General features: G+C 63.1%; 23 protein-coding genes. 10 read left to right on the top strand and 13 right to left on the bottom strand.

The annotated features are described in order from the left end of the window. Positions 1-23 precede the first annotated feature (23 nt). A complete protein-coding gene (locus IB225_RS00215) occupies positions 24-1,091 on the bottom strand; it encodes a hypothetical protein (RefSeq protein WP_192308586.1) in 1,068 nt (355 codons plus the stop codon). 73 nt (positions 1,092-1,164) lie between these two features. Here IB225_RS00215 and IB225_RS00220 point away from each other — a divergent pair, with 73 nt between their 5' ends. The 10 genes from IB225_RS00220 to IB225_RS00265 all read left to right on the top strand — a co-directional run bounded on the left by IB225_RS00220 (position 1,165) and on the right by IB225_RS00265 (position 12,097). Continuing rightward, positions 1,165-1,461 (top strand): hypothetical protein, encoded by a 297-nt coding sequence (locus IB225_RS00220; RefSeq protein ID WP_192308588.1) that lies wholly within the window; start codon positions 1,165-1,167, stop codon positions 1,459-1,461. Between the two features lie 243 nt (positions 1,462-1,704). Beyond that, positions 1,705-1,950 (top strand): hypothetical protein, encoded by a 246-nt coding sequence (locus IB225_RS00225; protein ID WP_192308590.1) that lies wholly within the window; start codon positions 1,705-1,707, stop codon positions 1,948-1,950. A gap of 111 nt (positions 1,951-2,061) precedes the next feature. Further along, on the top strand, positions 2,062-2,781 hold the full coding sequence (locus IB225_RS00230; RefSeq protein ID WP_192308592.1) for a hypothetical protein: 720 nt from the start codon (positions 2,062-2,064) through the stop codon (positions 2,779-2,781). After that, positions 2,774-4,624, top strand: a complete 1,851-nt coding sequence (locus IB225_RS00235) for a hypothetical protein (RefSeq protein ID WP_225583135.1) — start codon at positions 2,774-2,776, stop codon at positions 4,622-4,624. The genes IB225_RS00230 and IB225_RS00235 overlap by 8 nt, the downstream gene beginning before the upstream one ends. Before the next feature lie 61 nt (positions 4,625-4,685). After that, positions 4,686-5,696, top strand: coding sequence for an ATP-binding protein (locus tag IB225_RS00240; RefSeq protein ID WP_192308594.1), 1,011 nt, complete (start codon positions 4,686-4,688; stop codon positions 5,694-5,696). Continuing rightward, a complete protein-coding gene (locus tag IB225_RS00245; RefSeq protein WP_192308596.1) occupies positions 5,696-7,117 on the top strand; it encodes a hypothetical protein in 1,422 nt (473 codons plus the stop codon). The genes IB225_RS00240 and IB225_RS00245 overlap by 1 nt, the downstream gene beginning before the upstream one ends. A 132-nt stretch (positions 7,118-7,249) precedes the next feature. Further along, complete coding sequence (locus IB225_RS00250; RefSeq protein ID WP_192308598.1) at positions 7,250-8,569, top strand: hypothetical protein; 1,320 nt, start codon at positions 7,250-7,252, stop codon at positions 8,567-8,569. After that, positions 8,566-9,615 carry a trypsin-like serine protease gene (locus IB225_RS00255; RefSeq protein WP_192308600.1) on the top strand — a complete coding sequence of 350 codons (1,050 nt, stop codon included), beginning with the start codon at positions 8,566-8,568 and terminating at the stop codon, positions 9,613-9,615. Before IB225_RS00250 ends, IB225_RS00255 begins: the two co-directional genes overlap by 4 nt. A 380-nt stretch (positions 9,616-9,995) precedes the next feature. Beyond that, the gene (locus IB225_RS00260) at positions 9,996-11,063 is read left to right on the top strand and encodes a hypothetical protein (protein WP_192308602.1); all 1,068 of its coding nucleotides are present in this window, start codon (positions 9,996-9,998) and stop codon (positions 11,061-11,063) included. A 26-nt stretch (positions 11,064-11,089) separates the two neighbouring features. Then, the gene (locus IB225_RS00265; RefSeq protein WP_192308604.1) at positions 11,090-12,097 is read left to right on the top strand and encodes a trypsin-like serine protease; all 1,008 of its coding nucleotides are present in this window, start codon (positions 11,090-11,092) and stop codon (positions 12,095-12,097) included. Between the two features lie 307 nt (positions 12,098-12,404). Here IB225_RS00265 and IB225_RS00270 read toward each other — a convergent pair whose 3' ends face one another. Genes IB225_RS00270 through IB225_RS00325 form a run of 12 tightly spaced genes read right to left on the bottom strand, consistent with a single transcriptional unit; the run spans position 12,405 to position 20,238 of the window. Further along, on the bottom strand, positions 12,405-13,082 hold the full coding sequence (locus IB225_RS00270; protein ID WP_192308606.1) for a sigma-70 family RNA polymerase sigma factor: 678 nt from the start codon (positions 13,080-13,082) through the stop codon (positions 12,405-12,407). A gap of 3 nt (positions 13,083-13,085) precedes the next feature. Beyond that, on the bottom strand, positions 13,086-13,835 hold the full coding sequence (gene fliP / locus IB225_RS00275; RefSeq protein ID WP_192308608.1) for a flagellar type III secretion system pore protein FliP: 750 nt from the start codon (positions 13,833-13,835) through the stop codon (positions 13,086-13,088). Then, positions 13,822-14,181 carry a hypothetical protein gene (locus tag IB225_RS00280; protein WP_192308609.1) on the bottom strand — a complete coding sequence of 120 codons (360 nt, stop codon included), beginning with the start codon at positions 14,179-14,181 and terminating at the stop codon, positions 13,822-13,824. Before IB225_RS00280 ends, fliP begins: the two co-directional genes overlap by 14 nt. Next, entirely contained in the window at positions 14,178-14,432 is a 255-nt protein-coding gene (locus IB225_RS00285) for a FliM/FliN family flagellar motor C-terminal domain-containing protein (protein ID WP_192308611.1), read from the bottom strand. Before IB225_RS00285 ends, IB225_RS00280 begins: the two co-directional genes overlap by 4 nt. Positions 14,433-14,459: 27 nt before the next feature. After that, the gene (locus tag IB225_RS00290) at positions 14,460-15,140 is read right to left on the bottom strand and encodes a FliM/FliN family flagellar motor switch protein (RefSeq protein ID WP_192308620.1); all 681 of its coding nucleotides are present in this window, start codon (positions 15,138-15,140) and stop codon (positions 14,460-14,462) included. A 59-nt stretch (positions 15,141-15,199) separates the two neighbouring features. Further along, positions 15,200-16,360 (bottom strand): flagellar hook-basal body complex protein, encoded by a 1,161-nt coding sequence (locus IB225_RS00295; RefSeq protein WP_192308622.1) that lies wholly within the window; start codon positions 16,358-16,360, stop codon positions 15,200-15,202. Between the two features lie 9 nt (positions 16,361-16,369). Further along, positions 16,370-16,786, bottom strand: coding sequence for a flagellar hook capping FlgD N-terminal domain-containing protein (locus IB225_RS00300; RefSeq protein WP_192308624.1), 417 nt, complete (start codon positions 16,784-16,786; stop codon positions 16,370-16,372). A 2-nt stretch (positions 16,787-16,788) separates the two neighbouring features. Beyond that, entirely contained in the window at positions 16,789-17,517 is a 729-nt protein-coding gene (locus IB225_RS00305; RefSeq protein WP_192308626.1) for a hypothetical protein, read from the bottom strand. After that, positions 17,504-17,956, bottom strand: coding sequence for a hypothetical protein (locus tag IB225_RS00310; protein ID WP_192308628.1), 453 nt, complete (start codon positions 17,954-17,956; stop codon positions 17,504-17,506). Before IB225_RS00310 ends, IB225_RS00305 begins: the two co-directional genes overlap by 14 nt. Further along, the gene (locus tag IB225_RS00315) at positions 17,949-19,265 is read right to left on the bottom strand and encodes a FliI/YscN family ATPase (protein WP_192308630.1); all 1,317 of its coding nucleotides are present in this window, start codon (positions 19,263-19,265) and stop codon (positions 17,949-17,951) included. Before IB225_RS00315 ends, IB225_RS00310 begins: the two co-directional genes overlap by 8 nt. Beyond that, the gene (locus tag IB225_RS00320; protein ID WP_192308632.1) at positions 19,262-19,960 is read right to left on the bottom strand and encodes a hypothetical protein; all 699 of its coding nucleotides are present in this window, start codon (positions 19,958-19,960) and stop codon (positions 19,262-19,264) included. The genes IB225_RS00315 and IB225_RS00320 overlap by 4 nt, the downstream gene beginning before the upstream one ends. After that, positions 19,957-20,238 carry a hypothetical protein gene (locus IB225_RS00325; RefSeq protein WP_192308634.1) on the bottom strand — a complete coding sequence of 94 codons (282 nt, stop codon included), beginning with the start codon at positions 20,236-20,238 and terminating at the stop codon, positions 19,957-19,959. The genes IB225_RS00320 and IB225_RS00325 overlap by 4 nt, the downstream gene beginning before the upstream one ends. Positions 20,239-20,298 lie beyond the last annotated feature (60 nt).

Below are 20,298 nucleotides of genomic sequence, written 5' to 3' on the forward strand. Positions count from 1 at the left end.
GCCCGGCGCGTTCGACCAAGACCTTATGCCGGGTCGGCCGCAGCCGCGGTCGGCCACGCCGCTTCCAACTGTACGATGAGATGCTCTGGGAACATCGGTTGCTGGCGTTCTTGGGCAAGCACGCTATCAGCCCACTGCCAGAATACCTGCAGGTATGCGAGCGTGCGCCTTTTGCCTTCGTCCAACTCCGGCGAAACGAGTTTCAGCCTAGGCGCAAAACCGAACATCAGGTCAAACCCATACCTGCCTGAAAAGACACGCCGCAGGCGACGGGTCTCGGCACCATAACCGGCTAGCGGTCGTCCCTCATCCTCCTGATCCAGGACCATCTTGTAGAGCCACTGCACGCGTTGCCACATCGCATCATGGTGCAGGTCATAGGCCACAACGCCAGTGGCGGCGAGCGGAAAGATGAAGTGGATGAAGTAGGCGAAGACCTCCGGCGCGATCCAGTACGTAGAACTGGTCACGGCCGTCATCAGTAGCAGGTAGTACAGGCTCCGCCCTGCTCGGTAGGCACCCTTTTGATCGCCTTGCTCGTGGGCCAGGCGAAGCAAGATGGTAGCGGCGGCCACCGCATCCCAGCCGGCGCGTTGTTCGAGATTTTTCAGCAGCTTTTCCGCATTGGTCCGCAACACATAGCAATCGAGTTTCAGCTCAGCCTTGTCAAAACAGGCGGTCTGAATGCGGGGATTGAGCGTGCGGATCAACGCTACCGCCTGTGTGCCGATCGGCTGCGTCACATCCAGCGCACGCCAGCCCGACCAGTCCACCACCTGCCGTGATCCGGGAAGTTTTTCTTCTACCCCGACCAGCAGCTTGCGGGGCACATGTTTCCCGGCGGCGTACTTGGACCACAGGTTGCTGTGACTGAACTTCGTGTACGCGCCGGGTTGCAGTTGCTTGCCCACGCTGTAGGCGTTGAGGGACCCCACATGTGCGCGCAGCCCCTCGAACCAACGGGCTACTTTCACCACGCCCAAGGCGGCTGACGGGGCTCGAGGGTGATCACTGGCGGCCCACCGCAGCACGGTCGCTACTCGCACCGAGCTGTAGAGGCGCACCTCTTTTACACCATCAGGCAGGCGCATCGGGGGACCGAGTCAAATCGGGGGCGCAGTTTGACTTCTGGTCGGCGCCAGAGGCAATGGTTACCCTTCAGGCATGACAGAGCGTGACGACGAGCCTCTCGCGGTGCTGGCCAGCGAATTTGAGCAGGGTCTGCTACAGCGCTATGGCCCGGTCGTAGGCTCAGACGAGTTGCGCCAAGCACTGGGTTACCCCTCTCAGGACGCCTTCCGACAGGCCATGGCGCGCGGGCGGCTACCGGTCCCGGTGTTCACCATTGCCGGCCGTCGCGGCAAATACGCCCTAAGCAAAGACATTGCCATGTGGTTGGCGCAGCTGCGCCATAACGCCGTGAGCGGGCACCCTGCCGCTGGCGAAGTTCCGCAGACCTAGAGGTTTGGTTTACCCGCCCTTGGCGGGTCATATCCCTGGTTGATCAGGCCATCCCGGCCAAAGGAGCACGCCGTACCGACCAACGCCCAACACTCACAACTCAGTTTCAGGAACCCCAAAAAGAAACGGGACCCCTGCAAGGGTCCCGCCGAGACTTCAGAAGCTATCGCGTTCTCTGAGCTTGGCACTTTTACGGGGAACGGTCAACTGCTGCCTACCGGCAGCCTTACCCGAGTGTCCAACATGCCTCAATTCCAACCCCATCCCCTGCCCCGTCGCGGCCACACGGCCGAGGCGGTGCTTGCGCTGCGCCAGCGTCAGCGGCGTACCCCCTGCGCTGCGGCCTCTGCCTGGGAGGAGGACCCGCCGTTGTGCAGTGTGGCCCAGGTGCAGTTGCCCAGCGGGCACCACTACGAGCTAGAGATACGTCAGGACCGGCTCACCGGCAAGATCCTGAGCTATCGCCTGCGCCTGCGCACGCTGCGCTAGTCCGTCGGCCTGTCTGCCCCGGCAGCAGTCCCCTTCCCTGAACTGCTTGGCTGGCCGCGCGCCGGCCAAGCCCTATGCGCGCATCTGCAACGGATGCGCCAAGGATCTGTCATGACCGCAGGAACCAAAGCGACCCAATCGGCGCCAATCCAGGCCCATGCCACCACGCCGCACCTGCCCTATCACCCTCGCCCGCTCAAGCGTGGCGAGCGCAGTCGGCGCGAGGTGTTCGTCTATTTCTCTCCGCGCAACCAACGCATTGCCATGATCGCCGACATGGTCAACGTGGCGCTGGCATTGCGCCTGGAATTTGATCCCACCCTGAGCCACTACATCGAGCGTCCGCGCCGCCTGAAGGTCTCGGACAAGCACGAAATCGACATCACCTTCTGGACGCGCAGCAAGACCGGCCAAGAGGCGTTCTATCTGGTGATCCCCGACAGCGGCACCGTGGGCAGTACCGTGGGCACGCTGTCCATTCGCGATCGCAGCGTCCTGGAGGCTGCCGCCCAGCGCCAGGGCATCACGTTGCACTTCGTGACCGAGGACGAGTTGCTGTCCAGCCGGACCTGGTTGGCCACCGCCTTCGAATTGTTGCCCCTGGTCTGGCAGTACGGCCGGCTGTTGAACCGCTCGATGATCCGCGCTCGTATCGAGGGGCTGATGCGCAACGTGGAGCGGATGAACCTGTCCAGCCTACTCAAGGCGCTGGACTACGAGCCCTCGCACGTGCGGGCCGTGGTAGCGGCCATGGTGCATGAGGGCAGCGTGCGCCTGGTCGACTACCAGCCCGGCGGCGTGGATGCGGTGCTGGAGGTGCCCCATGCGTGAGCCCAGCATGGTCTACGACCCGCAGGTCCTGACGCAGTGGTACCGCCCGGTGGAGCACGAGTTGGCCGAAGGCCTGCGCGCGCGCTATCGCGAAGCGTGCGCGGCCATCACCGCCGTGCTGACCGGGGAGCTCTCGCTCTCCCGCGCGGCCGGTATGCACCATCTTTGCCGCAAGCGCCTGCGCAGCATGGTGACCCTGGCACCAGAGATCGCGCCCGATGGCCAGGCATACGGCTACCGGGTCTGCGTGCCGTGGGGCACCTACCAGCGTCGTCCGCTGGGCGAGAGCGCCACGCAGATGCCGCGCCTGGCCGGTGCCCACGCCATGACCCGGCTGCTGGGCGCGCAGCCGTCCATTCGCAAGTGGGTCGACGATTTTGATCACCCCCTGCCCCCGGGGCGCCCGCCCAAGGTGTTCTTGCGTCTGCACAAGCAGATCGTGGCCGAGCTCAGGCGACGGGATCTGGCCGACCACTATCCGCTCAACCAGCCCGACGAGGGCCGGCGTGCCCTGCTCCGCTTTCTGCGTAGTCGGCGGATGCAGGTCACGGGCGGGGACTGGGATGCCGAGGTGCCGGAGGTGACCCGGCTGCAGGACATCTTCCGGTCCACGCCCTTTACCCGCACCGAGCTGGATGGCCATCGCATCGATATCGAAGCGGTCCTGGCCGTGGCCCTGCCCAACGGAGGCGTAGCCAAGGCCGAGATCACCTCGATGTGGCTACTGGTGGAGGTCGAGGTGACCTCGCGGGCGATCGTGGGGTGGACGCTGCGCGTGGGACGGGCCTACAACAACCTGGATGTGGCCGCGTGTCTGGCGGTGAGCCTGCGCCCATGGGAGCGCCGCACGCTGACCATTCCCGGCCTGGAATACGCCCCTGGCGCCGGCTTGCCCTCGGGCCTGCTGGGCGCGCTCAGTGGCTGGCGCTCGCGCTCGGTGGCCATGGACAACGCCAAGGCGCATCTGGCCGCGGATCTGGAACAGGGGATCACGCGGGCACGTGGCGGCATGCTGGTTTTTGGCCGGGCCCACGAACCGCGCTCGCGCCCGATCGTGGAGCAGCTGTTCTCCCGCCTGGAGCGAGGTGCGCTGCGCGATGTGCCCGGCGGCTTTGAGCCAGCCACGCGCCTGGGCGAGAAGAAGATCCGCATCAGCAACTTCGCCCCGGGCGATCACCCCATCCAGCTCCATCTGTTCGAGGAGCTGCTGGAAGTGATCATCGCCAACTACAACGCCACCCCGCATCCGGCATTGGGCGAATTGACGCCGCTGCAGTTCCTGCAGATGCAGCAGCGCCGGGCATTCGACTTCGCCCCGGACAGCGGACGGGACGATGCGGCGGCCATGAGCAGTGTATTGATCCCCCTGGTCGTGCACGGCAATCGCGCCCGGGGCGTGATGCCCCACGTGAACTACGCCTACGTGCGCTATCGCAGCACGGAGTTGGACAGCAAATGGGAAATGATCGGCCAGCGGGTCTTGGCCCGGGTCGACCGCCACGATCTGCGCACGATCGTGCTGATGCGCTCGGTGACGGCCCCGATGTGCGTGGTGCGCGCCGCCGCCCCATGGAATCGCACACTGCACGATGAGACCACGCGCAAGCTGGTCATGCAGTGGTCCAAGTTGCGCAGGGACTTCTCGATCGCCGGCGCGGACTGCGCGGTGAAGGCATACGTGGATTTCCTGCGCGCGCAGGCGACCAGCTCCTCGCAAGCGGTGGACCAACTGGCGCGCATGGAGCAACTGCACGCCGGCAAACCGCCGACGGGGCAAAACCCGGTGTTGCCGCAGGCCCCCCGCGTGCCGCCGGGCGGCTGGATCAGCCTCGATGACGACTGAGCCGACGATGACCTCGCACGGCCCAGTTGCTTGCCTTTTTATCTTCTTGCCGGAGTTCCCGATGTCCGACGAACCGCATCCGATCTTCATCACCAATGGCTACCAGATCAACACCATAACCACCACGCGACTGGCCAATTTCATCGTCACCAACATCAGCCAGGGCCATCACGGCTGCTCGACCTACGGTGGCGGCGGACTGGGCAAATCCACCGCCCAGCAGTACCTGACCGACAACGCCTCGCGCTGGCTTATCGGGCCGGACAAGCAGCCCATCGGGGTGGCTGCCCGCATGCTGATGCCCAGCGGCATGCGCCGCAGCGATCGCGCCTTCTGGGGCGTGATGAACTACCGCCTGAACATCTCCACCGCGCTGCGGGTAGAGCCCACCTTGGCCCAGGACCGGATGCGCAACTTCATCCGCACGCGCTGTGGGCAGGCGCGCGTGCGGCGCATGGTGCTGTTCATCGATAACGCCCAGCGCATCACCGATGGCGAGTTCCAGTACCTGGAAGACCTGGACGCGCAATTGGCCGATGACAGGTTGAGCCTGTTCCTGGTGCTGGTGCGCCAAAGCGATGCCGAAGGCGTGGACATCGGTGATGACTGGCTGGACCGTCCCTCCCACACCGTGCGTCGCTGGTTCATGGACACCATGCCGTTCCAGCCGTTGATGGGGCTGCGTGAGATTGCCCATGCGCTCTCTCGCTACGACAAGAGCGTGACCTGGCCCACGCCGGACATGCCCTTCACCCGCTACTTCGCACGCGAGGCATTCGACCGGGGCTGGACGCTCGCCTCGGAGGCGGGGTTGATCGTGGCGGAGATGAAGGCCCTGAGGAAGGCGTACCAGCTGCCGGAGAGTGAGGCCTGGCCGATGGCCACCTTCACCCTGGCCGTGCACTACCTGCTCTCCGAGGTGGCCGCTCGGCAGGAAGGCTTCAAGGCGCTGACCGCCGAGCAGGTGCGCAGCGCTCTGTTGGCCACCGGCTACCTGCGCCTGGAGTTCGTGCGGGCGCGCATCCGCCTGCCGGACAGCCTGCGGCAGCCGGTGGAACAGGACGCGGCGTAATGGGCTGGGCAGAGATCATCCACGCGCGGCCGGCGTTGCCGGCCGCGCTGGGGGCCGAGCTTGAGCCCTACCCCTATCTGTCCGGATTCGGGTTGGTCCATCGCGTGACCCGCCTGGCCACACCGCTGCCCTCGCAAGTCACTAGCACACTGGGGTTTCGCAATCGCCAGGTCACCGATGTGCTGCTGGCCACCCAGACGCCGACCCAGGCCAGGTCCACCTTCCTGCGTCGCCTGCATCTGCAGGACACGAACATGGCCGCCTACTGGAACCCGCAGCAATGGTCGCCCGTGCAAACCGGCGATCTGTTCGGACGTCGGCCGCGCCCGCTGCGACAGTGCCCGCAGTGCGCGGCTCACGGCTACCACTGCGCGCTGTTCCAGTTGCCCTCCATCACGCACTGTCCTTGGCACCGGCAGCCGCTGGAACACACCTGTCCACACTGCGATGCGCCCTATCACGCCCGCTTTGATGACCACGCCCGTCTGGGCGTCTGTGCGTGCGGGCATGATCCCTTCGATGCTGTCGTGGCCAGCGTGCATATGTGGGACTTCCCCACGGACAAGGCCCAGGACTGGCTGGAGGACTACCAGGCATGGGCGCAACGCCGGCGCGCCGGGCGATGGATCTGCGTTCCGACCAACTGCACGGCGTGGGACCAGGGGTTTGCGGCCTTGGCGGCCCCGCCCGCGCGCTTGCAACGCACCGACACGGATACGCCTTTGGTGATTGAGATCTTCAGCGGGCCCAGCGCCGATCCGGCACCGCGTCACTTCTGGGGCTGGTCCTGCTGGGGTGGCGAGCGTCCGCTGACCCTGGCACCGCTGCCTGCCACGATGTATCCGCTCTTGTGTGAGGCCACCAAAGCCGTGGTGGACGCACTGCCGCCGGAAAGTCGGACCCCGTTCGAGTTGGTGGATGCCAACGCGCTTGAAGCCAGTGCCACCTTGCGAGAGAACGTGTTCCTGCGACCGGACTGCTTCATCAAACCCCGCGACCAGAGCGGCTCGGCCATGTGGCTCAACCTCTCCACCGTCGATGCGCACATTGCGGCCTTCTGCGGACACGTGCTGGATCAGGCCACCGCACATTTGGGCGCACCGGGCGGCTCGGTCCTGGCGTCCTACTCGTTGCAGGCCGCCCGCTCCACGGCCATGGATCAGATCCGGGGACGCGGGCATCTTGCCGACGCGCTGGCCAAGATCCTCACGCGAGCCTACGCGTACGGCTTGCACGCCGATTTGGGCGTCAAACTGGATGCCAGCATCCCACGCGCCGCATGGCCGATTCTGGAGATGGTCGGTGGATCCGGCCGCTTGAGGGCCATCCGCCTGAATTGGATTGAGCAGAAATCCCCGGTGGCAACTGTCCGTGTGGAGCGACGTGGTGAACGGCCAGCTTCGCGTCCCCTTCTTATGTAGTCCGGCTAAGCACGGGCCAGGTCCTCCATTCGCCGAACCCGCATTTGTAAATGCATTTAGAACGTCCATGGCGCACCCTAGCTTGGGTTGGGTCGGGGTGGACCCAGCCATGTCTTGCACTGAGGGGATAACGTGAAAGCACTGCATGCCTGCGCGCTGCTCGCAGCGACGATCCTGTTTGGAACTCCTTCGGCACATGCGGCGGATACGCCAAAGACGCTGATCAAGCACGCGGAAGAGGCGGCTTCCTGGATGGAACGCGAACCTCGCATGCTGGTACGCCAAGGAGCGTGCCTGACCGTGGGCGCTGATCCCAACCTGAGTGGCTTGAGCCCAATCCTGGAGGGCATGGCCAGCAGCGCTATCTCCCTAGGGTTTGACGTGTTGTTCAACGCGATCAAGAAGGCGGGAGAGAGCAAGGCCGTGACTAAGACGGCGCTAGCCCCGATTCTTCTGCGCAGCGCGATCGATAGTGATCAGGAACCGTGCTTCCAGGTCATTGGTGGCGACTTGCAATGGAGTGTGCCTGCCACCGCTTCGCCGGCGTCAAGCGCCGCCGCGCCCGGCCAGGAGGCCGCGGTGGTGGCCAGTCTCATCAGGCAGGAGCTGGCGCGCCAAGCCAACATCGACGGCAACGTCGACTTCTTCTGGGAAGGCGAGGTTCTCACCGATGACAAAGGCGATACGACGGCCTTTCGCATCGTTACCCGGGCGCTGCTGATCGAGAAGCCACTCGATGCCAAGCGCGCACGTGCCAAGGGTAGCGATGTAGTGCTCACGCTGGCCTTCACCGCCCCTGGCACCACCAGTCTTACCGGCGAATCCATCAAGAGCACCACCTCTGCCGTCACTTTTGATTTTGGGCGGATCAAGGTGCCCGACCAGGGCCGCTACCTGCGGCTTTATCCGCGGGCTGCCGATGCCGTGGCACCTACCAGTCCTTGGATTGTGATCCCGAAATCCTCCGGCAAGGTGGAGAACCCCCGGACGCTATGGGCAGCGCGCACCGAGAGCACCGATGGCTCTGCCTTCTTCAGGACGCTCTCGAAACTGCTTGAGCCGCACAAGGAGAAGATCGTTCAGGCCGCCAATGTGGCCGTAATCCCGAGCCAGCGGGAAGCCAACAGCGAGAAGGAAACGTTGGCCGAGGAAGGTAAGGTATCTGCGGCCGTATTGGCCGAAGCGGCGGCCCTGAAGTCCGTGCGGGCTTACCGAGATTGGTGGAATGCGCGCAAAGCAGAAGGTGCAGCTCCGCCGACCTACAAGCGGGAGGATGGACTGCCCTTGTACGACAAGGCACTGACCGATCAGCGTATCGCCGCGCGCGCCGCCAAGGAAGCTGAGCTGGAGTCGCCCTTCGAGGTTGATCATGTCGATGCCACACGTGCCAGAGACTTTCCCGAGGATGGCTTTTACGTGAGAGAACCGCCCGATTCCTTCGCGACGCCATGAATCGGCGCTGGAGGCTCGCTTTTGCGATCGCCCTTCTGAGTGGCGTCGTTGTCGTTCCCGCTGCAGAGGCTGTGGGACCCAAGGCGGATGCGCAGCATCTGCCCAAGTTCACGGGCGAGGCAAAGCCAGCATCCCCTTATGCGCTGGCCCGAAGCCTGAGGGAGAAATTGCTGGACAAAACCTTGGGAGCCAATCAGAAGTACATCCTGAAAGGCCTCAAGGCCGACGACGAGCACCACGCCTCTGTCGTGGCGGTAGGCATATCGGGAACCTATGCCTGCTCAGGCGTGGCCATCGCACCCCGGATGGTGCTCACGGCGGCTCACTGCTTCTGTCAGGGCAAACAGCATCGCCCCTCGTGGGCGACCGGCGTCAATACCGGCCAGCTAACCAAGACAGGTCAACATTACGCCTTAGCCGCACCCAAGGTAGTTCCGTTCGATGACCAGAGCCCGTGTGTTCACGCCCCTGGCCGACCGGATTTGACCATCTTGGTGCTCGCAAAGCCCCTGCCCGTTGATGTGGCGCGGCTGCCAGCCACCCCTGTTGTCGGTACGGGTGGCTTGGTCAATGTCGTGGGATACGGCAAACGTACTGCCGATGGCGACCTGGCGCGTCAACGGCTGCATGGCTTTGCCACCGTCGTGACCAGCGACTGCAACGGAATCGATGCACAGCGTCAGCCCGACAGCGCCATCTATGACTGTCATCCACCGACGGCAGGCATGGCCGAGATGGTGATTGGCCCTGGACAGTGGGTCGGTCCAGACAAGATAGTTGTAGAGGCCGGCTCCGATGCTTGCAAAGGGGACAGCGGTGGCGGCGCGTTCTGGCGCCTTTTCGATGACGAGCCGGATGCCAAAGGCAAACAGCTGCTGGAGGCGCGCTATGTACTGGCGGGCATTGTCTCGCGAGGTGCCAAGAGTCAGACGGGCTGCGGCAGCGGCTCAATCCATACCCTGATCACACCCGCGGTGCGCCGCTGGATCGACAAGACTGCCGTTACTTACGGCATCGCCCCTGTCGTGGCAACCGCAAGCCCCTGAGGCCTCAACAGGCGGCTCGGCTCTTCGGCAGACAAGTTGCCCCACAGGCTCAATCGTTAATTTCGGAGGCAGGTTGTAGGCACATCGCCTATAGGTGAGGCAATTGCCGTCACTTCATCAATCTCGCGGCAAGTTGTTGGCTGCAAAAAGGTCAACAACTTTCCCCATCGGTTTAGCCAGAATTAACCAGATCAAGCACTTAGGGATGGGGCGATTTCAGCGCGTCAGACACTGGGCTGGTTCCTGAAAGGCCCTCCTTGATTGCCGCAGCGAATCTGCCCCCGCTACGCTCAACAATCGCCTCATTTGGATCCAACAACCGCCCCAGATTTGTTGAGGCTCCTACAAGTTGCCCCGTGATCTGAGAACCGCCAAGCAAGTTGTTCAATGCCATCAAGAAGGCCGGGGAGAGCAAGGCTGTGACCAAGACGGCGCTGGCACCGATTCTTCTGCGCAGTGCGATAGATAGTGATCAAGAACCGTGCTTCCAAGTCATTGGCGGCGACTTGGCGTGGAGCGCATCCGTCACCTCGCCACCTGCATCTGGCGCTGCGGCACGGGGTCAAGAAGCTGCCGTTGTAGCTGGTCTCATCAAGCAGGAACTGTCGCGTCAAGCCAACATTGCGGGCAACGTAGACTTTTTCTGGGAAGGCGAAGTCATCACCGATGACCAAGCCGATACAACAGCCTTTCGCATCGTTACGCGGGCGTTGCTGATCGAGAAGCCACTTGATGCCAAGCGCGCCCGCACCAAGGGGAGCGACGTGGTGCTCACGCTCGCGTTCACCGCACCCGGCACCACCAGTCTTACCGGCGAATCCATCAAAAGCACCACCTCTGCCGTCACCTTCGATTTTGGGCGGATCATAGTGGCCGACCAGGGTCCTTATCTGCGGCTCTATCCGCGTGCCGCCGACGCGTTGGCGCCCACCAGTCCATGGATTGTGATCCCGAAGTCATCCGGCAAGGTGGAGAATCCCCGGACGCTATGGGTAGCTCGTACCGAGAGCACCGATGGCTCAGCCTTCTTCAGGACGCTCTCGAAACTGCTTGAACCGCACAAGGAGAAGATCGTTCAGGCCGCCAACGTGGCAGTGATCCCGACTCAGCGGGAAGCCAATAGCGAGAAGGAAGCACTGGCAGGAGAAGGCAAGGTGTCGGCAGCCGTCCTAGCCGAAGCAGCGGCCCTGAAGTCCGTGCGCGCCTACCGAGATTGGTGGAATGCACGTAAAGCCGAAGGTGCAGCTCCGCCGACCTACAAGCGGGAAGATGGACTGCCTTTGTACGACAAGGCGTTGACCGATCAGCGCACCGCCGCACGCGCCGCCAGGGAGGCTGAACTCGAATCGCCCTTCGAGACCGACCATGTCGATGCCACACGTGCCAGGGACTTTCCGGAAGAGGGTTTTTATGTGAAAGAACCACCCTCATCCTTCGCAACGCCATGATTCGGTGCTGGACGCTTGCCTTTGCAATGGCCTTCCTGGGTGGGGTCGTTGTCGTCCCCACTGCAGAGGCGGCTGCGCCGAACGCTAAGGCGGGCGCGCAGCATTTGCACAAATTCACCGGCGACGCAAAGCCGGCAGCGCCCAATGCGCTGGCCAGCAATCTTAGGGATAAGTTGCTGGACAAAACTTTGGGCGCCAATCAGAAGTACATCCTGAATGGCTTTAAGGCCGATGATGACCACCATGCCTCGGTCGTGGCGGTACGCATATCGAAAACCTATGCATGCTCAGGAGTGGCCATCGCACCCAGGATGGTGCTCACGGCGGCCCACTGCTTCTGTGAGGGCAAGCAGCATCGCCCCTCGTTGGCGACTGGCGTCAATACTGGTCAGCTAACGAAGACGGGGCAACACTACTCCCTGGCCGCGCCCAAGGTCGTACCGTTCGATGAGCAGAATCCCTGTGCTCACGCTCCTGGCCGACCGGATTTGACCATCCTGGTGCTCGAAAAGCCTATATCCGTTGATGTGGCGCGGCTGCCGGCCACCTCTGTTGTAGGTCCGGGCGGCCTAGTCAATGTCGTGGGATACGGCAAACGTACTGCCGATGGCGACCTGGCACGTCAACGGCTGCATGGCTTTGCAACCGTCTTAACCAGCGATTGCAACGGATTCGATGCTCAGCGTCGGCCCGACAGCGCCATCTATGACTGTCATCCACCGATGGCGGGTATAGTCGAAATGGTGATCGGGCCTGGACAGTGGATAGGTCCAGACAAGATAGTTGTTGAGGCCGACTCCGATGCCTGCAAAGGTGACAGCGGCGGCGGGGCGTTCTGGCGCCTGTTTGATGACGAGCTGGATGCCAAAGGCAAACAGCTGCTGGAGGCGCGCTATGTACTGGCGGGCATCGTCTCGCGAGGTGCCAAGAGTCAGACGGGCTGCGGCAGCGGCTCAATCCATACCCTGATCACACCCTCGGTGCGCCGCTGGATTGATAAGACTGCCGTTACGTACGGCATCGCCCCGATCTAGGCAACCGCAAGTGCCCGAGGCGTGAGCACGCGGGTCGAGTCTACGGCAGACAAGTGGCCTCATGGATCTATCGTCAATTGCGGGGCATGTTGTGGCGACATTGCCAGTATGTGAGGCGATTGCCGTCACTTCATCAACAGCGCGGCAAGTTGTTGGCTGTCAGATAGGCCACAAACTCCCCTCCCCGCTTCACCAGAATCAACTAGATCAAGCACTTAGGAATGGGGCGATTTCAGCGCGTCAAACACTCCTCAAGCTCTCTACTCTTCTTCGCTTCGCAGACAAAGGTCAACGATCGCTGAGCACGTCAGAAGAAACTGTCTCTAACGGCGTTCCGCTGCCTAAGAGCATCCCGTAGCGCGGCGAGCGCGCTCTTGTGCAGTTGTGAAACGCGCCCCTTCGTGACATGCATGTCTTCGGCGATCTGCTGGAACTGGCGATGATGGAAGTAATGCGCGATCACGATCTGTCTCTGTCGTGACGGAAGATCCAGCAAGACGTCGCCAAGCAGCCGATCGATCCTGAGGCTGTCAACATCTCCCGCATCACTCCCATTTTCCAGGAAGTACCCCAGGCTCAGACCGACCACGGCGTCTATGAAGCCGTCCAGCGGATCCTGGTCGTCGGTTTCCCATAGCGACTGCGCTCGGTCGCTCGCAACCGTATCCATTGACCTGTCTGCCGGCGAGCGCATGAACGCACGGATGCCGTTGAATATGGCGCCTCGCACGCGCGGCTTCGCGAATGCCGTGAATTCGATGCCACGCCGAACGTCGAATCGCGACATTGCTTCCAGCAGTCCGATCTGGGCGTTCTGTACGTGATCGGCCCATTCCATGCCGCGTAATGGCACCCTGCCCATGACACCGCCCGCGACTCGCCGCGCCCAAGGCGCGTACTTCAAGAACAGATAGTCTCGAGCGGCTGCGTCTTCATCTTCATGGTAGCGGCGCCAGAGTTCCTGCTCGGCATCCTCGATTGCCATGCGCTAGGACCAGAAGCTGCCCAGCAATGTACGTGATACGAGCACCCAGCCGTCGATCAGGATGAACAAGAGTAGTTTCAACGGCAGGCTGATCGTCGTTGGCGGCAACATGATCATGCCGAGGGCCATCAATACCGCTGATACCACCAGGTCGATCAGAAGGAACGGCAGAAAGATCACGAAACCGATCTGGAAGGCCGTCTTCAGTTCACTGAGAAGGAACGCCGCTGCCAAGTGAGTGAACTTGATGTCATCGAGTCTTTTGGGGGCGGGTTCACGCGCCATCTCCACGACGGCGAGCAGATCGCTTTCACGCGTCTGGCGGATCATGAAGTCGCGGATCGGATCCCTGGCCCGTGCCACCGCCTCGGTGGCCGAGATATCGTCGGCTAGGTACGGCACCAGTGACTGCTGGTGCACGTTGCCAAGCACTGGCCCCATCGAGAACAGGGTCAGGAACAACGCCAACGTGATCAGCACACTGTTGGGCGGGGTCTGCGGAATGCCCAACGCGTGCCGTAGCAGCGCGAGCACCACGATGATGCGGGTGAAAGACGTCATCCCTATCAGAAGAACCGGGATGAAGGACAACAGGCTCAGGATGACGAAAGTTCGCAGTGCTGGCGCGAAATCCTGGCGGCTGGCGGATGCCAGGGCTTCCGTGGCGGGATCCGCTGCCATCGCCCACACCGGCAACATCAGCAGTAGCGCACCCAGCGCAGGCAGGATCAGACGACGGTCACGGCGCTCCATGAGTGCCCTCCTCCACCTCGGTGTCCGCTATCGCAGAGACCGCAATCTGTCCCGTCGACTCCACCACCAGCCAAGCGCGGGCGCCATCCTCGATCCTGTAGACCGTCGTCATGCGACTGATGCGTTGTGCACTGACCTGAAACCGCCCGCGTTTGCCGGTTTGACCGACAGACCCCAGGGTCGTCAGCTTCTGCAACCAGCCTCGCTTTTTCGCGTACAGCGCCAGCGCAAGGAAGGCCGCCAAAAGCAAAATCGTGGCGACCAGCGTGCTCGTAAGCTCGCCGCTGCTGATTGTGGCTTCGGCCCGATAGGGAATTGGGCTCTGTACGGCCGCTAGATCGCTCATGCCAGTTCGGTGATACGGACGCCGAGTCTGTCGTCCACGCAGACAAGCTCACCCAGGGCTACCGCCCTGCCATTGAGCAGCAACGTCACTATCGCGTCGCTCCCCTCCTCCAGCCGCACGGCATCGCCCTTCTTCAATGCGAACAGTTCCTCTACCGTCAGCTCGGCGTGGCCGATCTGTGCGACCAGGGAGACATTCACGTGTCCGACAAGGCTCACGTCCTTGCCGCTTCCGACAACTTCTGCATTCATGGTGGTTTCTTCTTAACGAGAGGACTTTCAGGTGATGGTGACGTGCCGGTTCGCGCCAGCCTGTCCGAGTACGCCATTGGTCACGAACGTTTTGTTGACTGACAGCGCGACGTTCGCATTTCGCGGAATGTCGGTCAGCAGCACCTCACCGACGGACCATCCAAGGGAATCGGCCAGCGTTATCTGGCCAAGATCGATATGCGCAGACAAACGCAGCGCGCTCCCCCCAATTGCCGCACGCCTGTCCGACAGGACACTTGATGTTCGCGTTGCCGGCTCGGGACCGTGCGCTTCACACCAGCCCTGGTTCATCCAGATCCAGGCCGTGCCCGACAATCCCTTGAGCTGGAACAGTAGGCCGCCATGGCGAGGGTCCAGTTGCCAGAGAGCCGGACGCTCGTCGCGCGGCAGGAAGGAATGCGGTCCCTCACCCCACAGCGACGCGACAAGATCGTCTCGGCAGGCCATGGCGACATCGTGGGTGAATGTGCTGGGCTCGTCGTCGGGCATGCACAACGCACGCGCAGCGAACTCGTCGCAGACGCCAACGGGAGCCCCCAGCATCAGTTGTTGGTCCTCGTGGCGAAGAGAGTGCCATTCCAAGCCGGATAAGTGCGCGGGCAGAAGCGGGCTTGCATGCAGCTGCAGCTCCAGAAGGCCGTCGCCACTGAACCAGCCATGCCACCAGTGCGTGAGCCGCTGTTCCATGCGCTCCCGCAGCCAGCGTGCACGTGTGGCCCCCTGCCAACAGATTCGCCGCATTGGCATCAGCCTCCCCGCGTGCTGTTGTACAGCTGCTCGATCATTTCGTTGCTGACCGTCATCACTCGCGAGCTGGCTTGATAGCCGCGCTGGATGATCAGCATGTCGGCGAACTCCTGGGTCAGGTCGATGTTGGACATCTCAAGACTCCCGCCGTGGATTCGCCCGAACACCCCCTCTCCTGCTCTTCCAAGCTCGCTGCGCTGTGCGTCAGCGTCCGAGATAAGTCGGCCAGAGCGGAGCTCCAGCAGGCTCTCGCTATGGAACGAGGCAAGCGCCAGGCGCGCACCTTGGCGTTTCTCATTGGCGCTGTAGGTCATTTGCAGCACACCCTTGTCGTCAAACTGCAGGGTGGTGATGCCGAGGACGGGCCGGCCATCGGCGACCGTGCCGCCGATGTTGGTTGCGATGCTCTGCATGTGCGTCGTACCCTGAAACGCTCCCGGGACCCCGAAGTCGAACGTCAGCTCTTGGGTGACACCTTCCACGGTCAGCTGGGCAGTGAGCGTGTTGTAGCCTGGCTCGAGGAAGCCAGATGCACTGAAGCGCAACTCACCGCTGGATATTTGTGCGCCGGTGGCGTCGGTGATCGTGACCAGCAAGCTACGCGGCAGCGCCGGATCGGGGTTCTTGGTGAACTTGATCTTCAGCGATTGGCTTGCGCCGGCTGCCGTGTAGATATTGGCTACCGTGATCTCGTGGGGGTCGTCGTCAGGCTGCAGGTTCCCGCTGAACGTCACCCGCGTCGTGGCCTGGGCCGGCAATGTACGCTGTCCCTCCAGCGAGACCGGTGCGAGGTTGCCATGCTGGTCGATGCCCATCACTTGGAAACGGCTGACGCTGTCGATCAGGATGCCCTGCTCATCGAAGATGAACTGCCCAGCACGGGTGTAGTGCAGCGAACCGTTCAAATCGCGCAAGACGAAGAAGCCCCCTCCTTCTACTGCGACGTCGGTCGAATTTCCGGTCTGGCGCATGTCGCCGGCGCCGGTACGCATGCCCTGCCCGGTGATGCGAGCGCCATGTTCGCCAGCGATGTTCTCGAAGAATGAGTCGCTACCGCGAAAGCCTGGCGTGTTCATGTTTGCAACGTTGTTGCTGACCGTATCCAGACTGCGGGAGAAGCTGAAGAGTCCGGACAGGCTGTTGAAGAGTGCTTGGAACATGTGTAGCTCCTAGGGGCGGACCAGGCTTACCTGGGGAAGACGGACACCGGTGAGGACGCTTCCATTCACATCGACCGTCAGGTCTGGCCCGGACGCGGTGAACTGGATAGCTGTGACGGTCCCCGAAACGCTGATACCTCCAGACTGCGCGATCTCAACCTTCCGGTTGAGCAGGGTCAGTGCCTGACTGGCCGATGTCATCGTCAGTAGGGCTTCGGAGTTCATGCTTAGTTGGCGCGACTGTTCGAGGTTGCTGAACTGGGCGAGCTGCGCAAGGAACTCTCTGTTGTCCACCGGTTCCAGCGGATCCTGGAACTGTAACTGGGCCAGGAAAAGCTTGATGAAACCCTCCTGGTCGATGGTATTGCGACCTCCGGTGCTGGCACTTCCGTTGTTGACGATGGATCCGATGGCGTCGATAGCCATGCTCAGGGCTCCGGCAAGGGATGAGGGGCGCGCCAGACTTCGACGCCGTTGATGACGATGCGTTGGGGACGTTGCTGCAGCGGCAGGGATGAGAGGGAATGCGTGAGGGCTTCCTGTTCGGTGGAGCCCATACCGTAGTCGCGCAGCCACCAGGTCGTGTTGCCGTTGGCGTCCACTGTCTTTCGCAACAAGCGCTCGGACCAGGAGGCAGCGAGGGCGGTGCCGGCGGCATCGGAGGGCTTTGCGTCTGACACGCTGACCGAAGCATTCGAGCCGCGGACAGTGGAGGCCGCACCGACGACGATCGGAAGCTGAAAGTCATTGAGCGCCCCATACGGGGGAGTGGCGAACTGGGCAGGCAGCGCCGCGACAGCCGTGCGTGCTGAAGATGTCGGGTTCATGGCGCTGGCGTCATCCGCCGACACCTGGGCGGGATCGCCATGCATCTGCCCGCCCAGCTGAGACAGGTGAGCATGTGCCTGGAGTGTCCACGGATAGAGCACGTCAACGGAATCCGCACGACCGGCCACAGCCTGCACGACGGTGTCGGAGGCGGTCGCAACCATGACGGCCTCCGCGCTTGGCGACGGTGCAGCCTCGGCTGTCCTCTCCAGCCATGCTCGAAAATCGCTCGGATCCCGCGCTCCCTCGCGCGTCGCCTCCCGCTGTCCGGGCTCGATGCGTACATCGACGGGAGGCGAAGGTGCAGCGCGACGATCAATCGGATCCATGACGCCTCCTGGCCAACCACATGTCGCCCGTGGTATCGGCGTCGCGATGCTCCACTTCGGCCATCATCGTGGTCGCAATGCGCTGCTGGCGCCGAGTAATCACGTCCTTGGCCAACAGAGCTCGACGGTAGCCGTCCCGAGCCAGATCCAGTGCGCGCTCGGCCTCGCTCGCCTTTTCGTTTGCTGCAGAGCACCGCGCCATCGCAGCGGCTTCGATCTGCACGGCATGCGTATAGACCGCCAGTTCGACGACACCGCCGTTCGCCGACGGCACCTTCCAGCCTCCCACGGCTTCGGCCTCAGCACGCAGGACATCGCGGGCGTCCTGCGCATCGCGAGCGTCGCGGGCGGCGCTCAGCATCGTGGCATGGGCGAGGTCTTGTTCGAACTGACGCAAGCGTGACAGCACTTCCGCGCGGCGCGCACTGGCCTTATCCATGCTGGCCATCCAATGCCTGGCGTAGTGCCGACAACGCCTCCTTGCGGGAATACGCGTCCTGCGCCGCCTGGCGCAGGACGGCATCCAGCTTTGGCTTGAGGTCAATCGCTGCATCCAGTGTGGTATTGACGCCACGTTGGTGCGCACCCAGCTCGACGAGATCGCGGGACCCTTCATACGTGGCCAGGTGACGACGCACTTCGGATGCCAGCGCTTCCTCCTCCTGTGTCGCCAAAGCTCCCAACAGGCGACTCGTGCTTTGGAGGATGTCGATGGCCGGATGGTGTCCACGCGCCGCAAGCCCGCGATCCAGGACGATATGGCCATCCAGGATCGCGCGCATGTGATCCGCGATGGGCTCGTTCATGTCGTCGCCCTCGACCAGGACGCTGTAGATCGCGGTGATCGCGCCTTCGCCCCAATGGCCACAGCGCTCTGCGATGCGCGGCAACCAGCCGAAGACAGACGGCGTATAGCCGCGGAACGTCGGGGGCTCGCCGATGGCGAGGCCGATCTCGCGCTGTGCCATGGCAAAGCGCGTGATCGAGTCGACCACGAGCAACACCGATTTTCCCTGGTCTCGGAAGTACTCGGCGACGGCATGCGCCGCGTGCACGGCATGCACGCGCACCAGCGCCGGCTGGTCGGCAGTAGCCGCCATGACGACCGAACGCTGCAGACCTTCGCCGAGCGAACCATGGATGAAGTCGCCGACTTCACGGCCACGTTCACCGATCAGCGCAAGTACTGTGATGTCCGCGCTGACATGACGCGCCAGCATGCCCAGCAACGTGCTCTTGCCGACGCCACTGCCTGCGAATACACCCACACGTTGCCCTTCTCCCAGGGTCAACAAGGTGTCGATGGCTCGCACGCCGGTTTCCATGACACGGTCGATCCCACGTCGGCGCAAGGGATTGGAAGGTGCGGCATGCAACGCACGGCGATCGGACAACGCCAGCGCCGGTCCATCGTCCAGAGGCTGGCAGAAAGCATCCACCACCCGACCGAGCAGTGCTGCGCCGACCGGAACGTCCAACGTATGGCCGCAGGCGCGGACCAGGCTTCGCGGCGAGATACCCGACACAGAGCCGTAGGGCATCAGCAGCATGTGTTCCTTGCGGAACCCGACCACTTGCGCGCGAATGGACGTCCCGCCTTCTCGGTCGATGATTTCGCACAACTCGCCCAGCGTCGCATCGGGGCCTTCGGCCTCGATGACCAGGCCGTCGAACGCCACGATGCGCCCTTGCCGCTGGTGCATTTCCGTCGTTCCTACAGCGCTACGCAGCCGTTCGCCCAGGCTCATGATTCTCCTTTGCGGCGATGCGCGGCGAGGCCAGACAGGAATGCGTGCTTGATCTGGTCCAAGCGCACATCCAGACCGGTGTCGTAATGGCCGAGACGGGACTGCAGGCGGATCTGGCCTCGCTTGAGTGTGGAGTCGACGCGCAGATCGACGGCCGCCAGTTCGCCCAGAGCGTCGCGATCCTGCGTGCTGACCCACAGCACATGCGTGTCTCCGCCGGCATCGACCAGCGCTTGGCGGACCAGCGGAGGCAGGAGCTCGCCGTCTGCTTCGCGTGCCTCCAACAGGCGCGTCAGTGCTGCGTACGCCGCCTGAACGGCGGCTTCTTCTGCCTCCCGCTCTGCCTCACCAAGCGCTTGTTCGAGACGGGCAGCGAGCAGTTGCAAGCCAGCCTTTTCGGTGTCCAGGTCGCTTTTGGCCTTCGTCAATTCGTCCTCAAGGCGCTTCTTCATCAACGCCAGTTCCGATTTCGCCTGCATGGCGGCGTCGGATCGACCTTCTGCCATGCCAGCCTGATAGCCGCGTTCACGCTGGCGTTCCAGCTCATCCTGCTGTTGGCGCTGTGCCGCGATCAGGCGCTGCTGCGCAAGTTCAGCCGCTTCCTGCACGGGCGCATCCACGGCTGGCTCATCGCTGGACCACGCGCGCAACTCCAGGCCGGTCGCATCCAGGCGGCGGACGAGCGGCTTCGTCATGCAGGTTCCGCCTTCAGCTGCGCGCGCGCGGCCACCAGCGCGGCGGACCGCAGGCGTTCCGGCATCGCAGGCAATTCTTCGAAGTGCGACTGGACGTTGTCCGCGAAGCTGGAAGGCAGCAGCGAGAATAGGAACCCGTGATCGCGCAGCGGAGCGGCGGCAAGGATGCGCGCGAACGTTCGCGCGTCCACGCGAGCCGCAAGTTGCACCAGCTCATCCAGGCCGAAGTCCGGAGGGCCTTCGAGTGCGGTCAGCGACTGGCCCAGCGCCAGTTCCACCAGGTCCCTTCGCGCCCATCCCCTACGTTCCACCTCGTTGACCGCGTGACGCAGTTGCCG

This window comes from Pseudoxanthomonas sp. PXM02 (assembly GCF_014851805.1).
In the GTDB taxonomy this organism is placed as follows: Bacteria; Pseudomonadota; Gammaproteobacteria; order Xanthomonadales; family Xanthomonadaceae; genus Pseudoxanthomonas_A.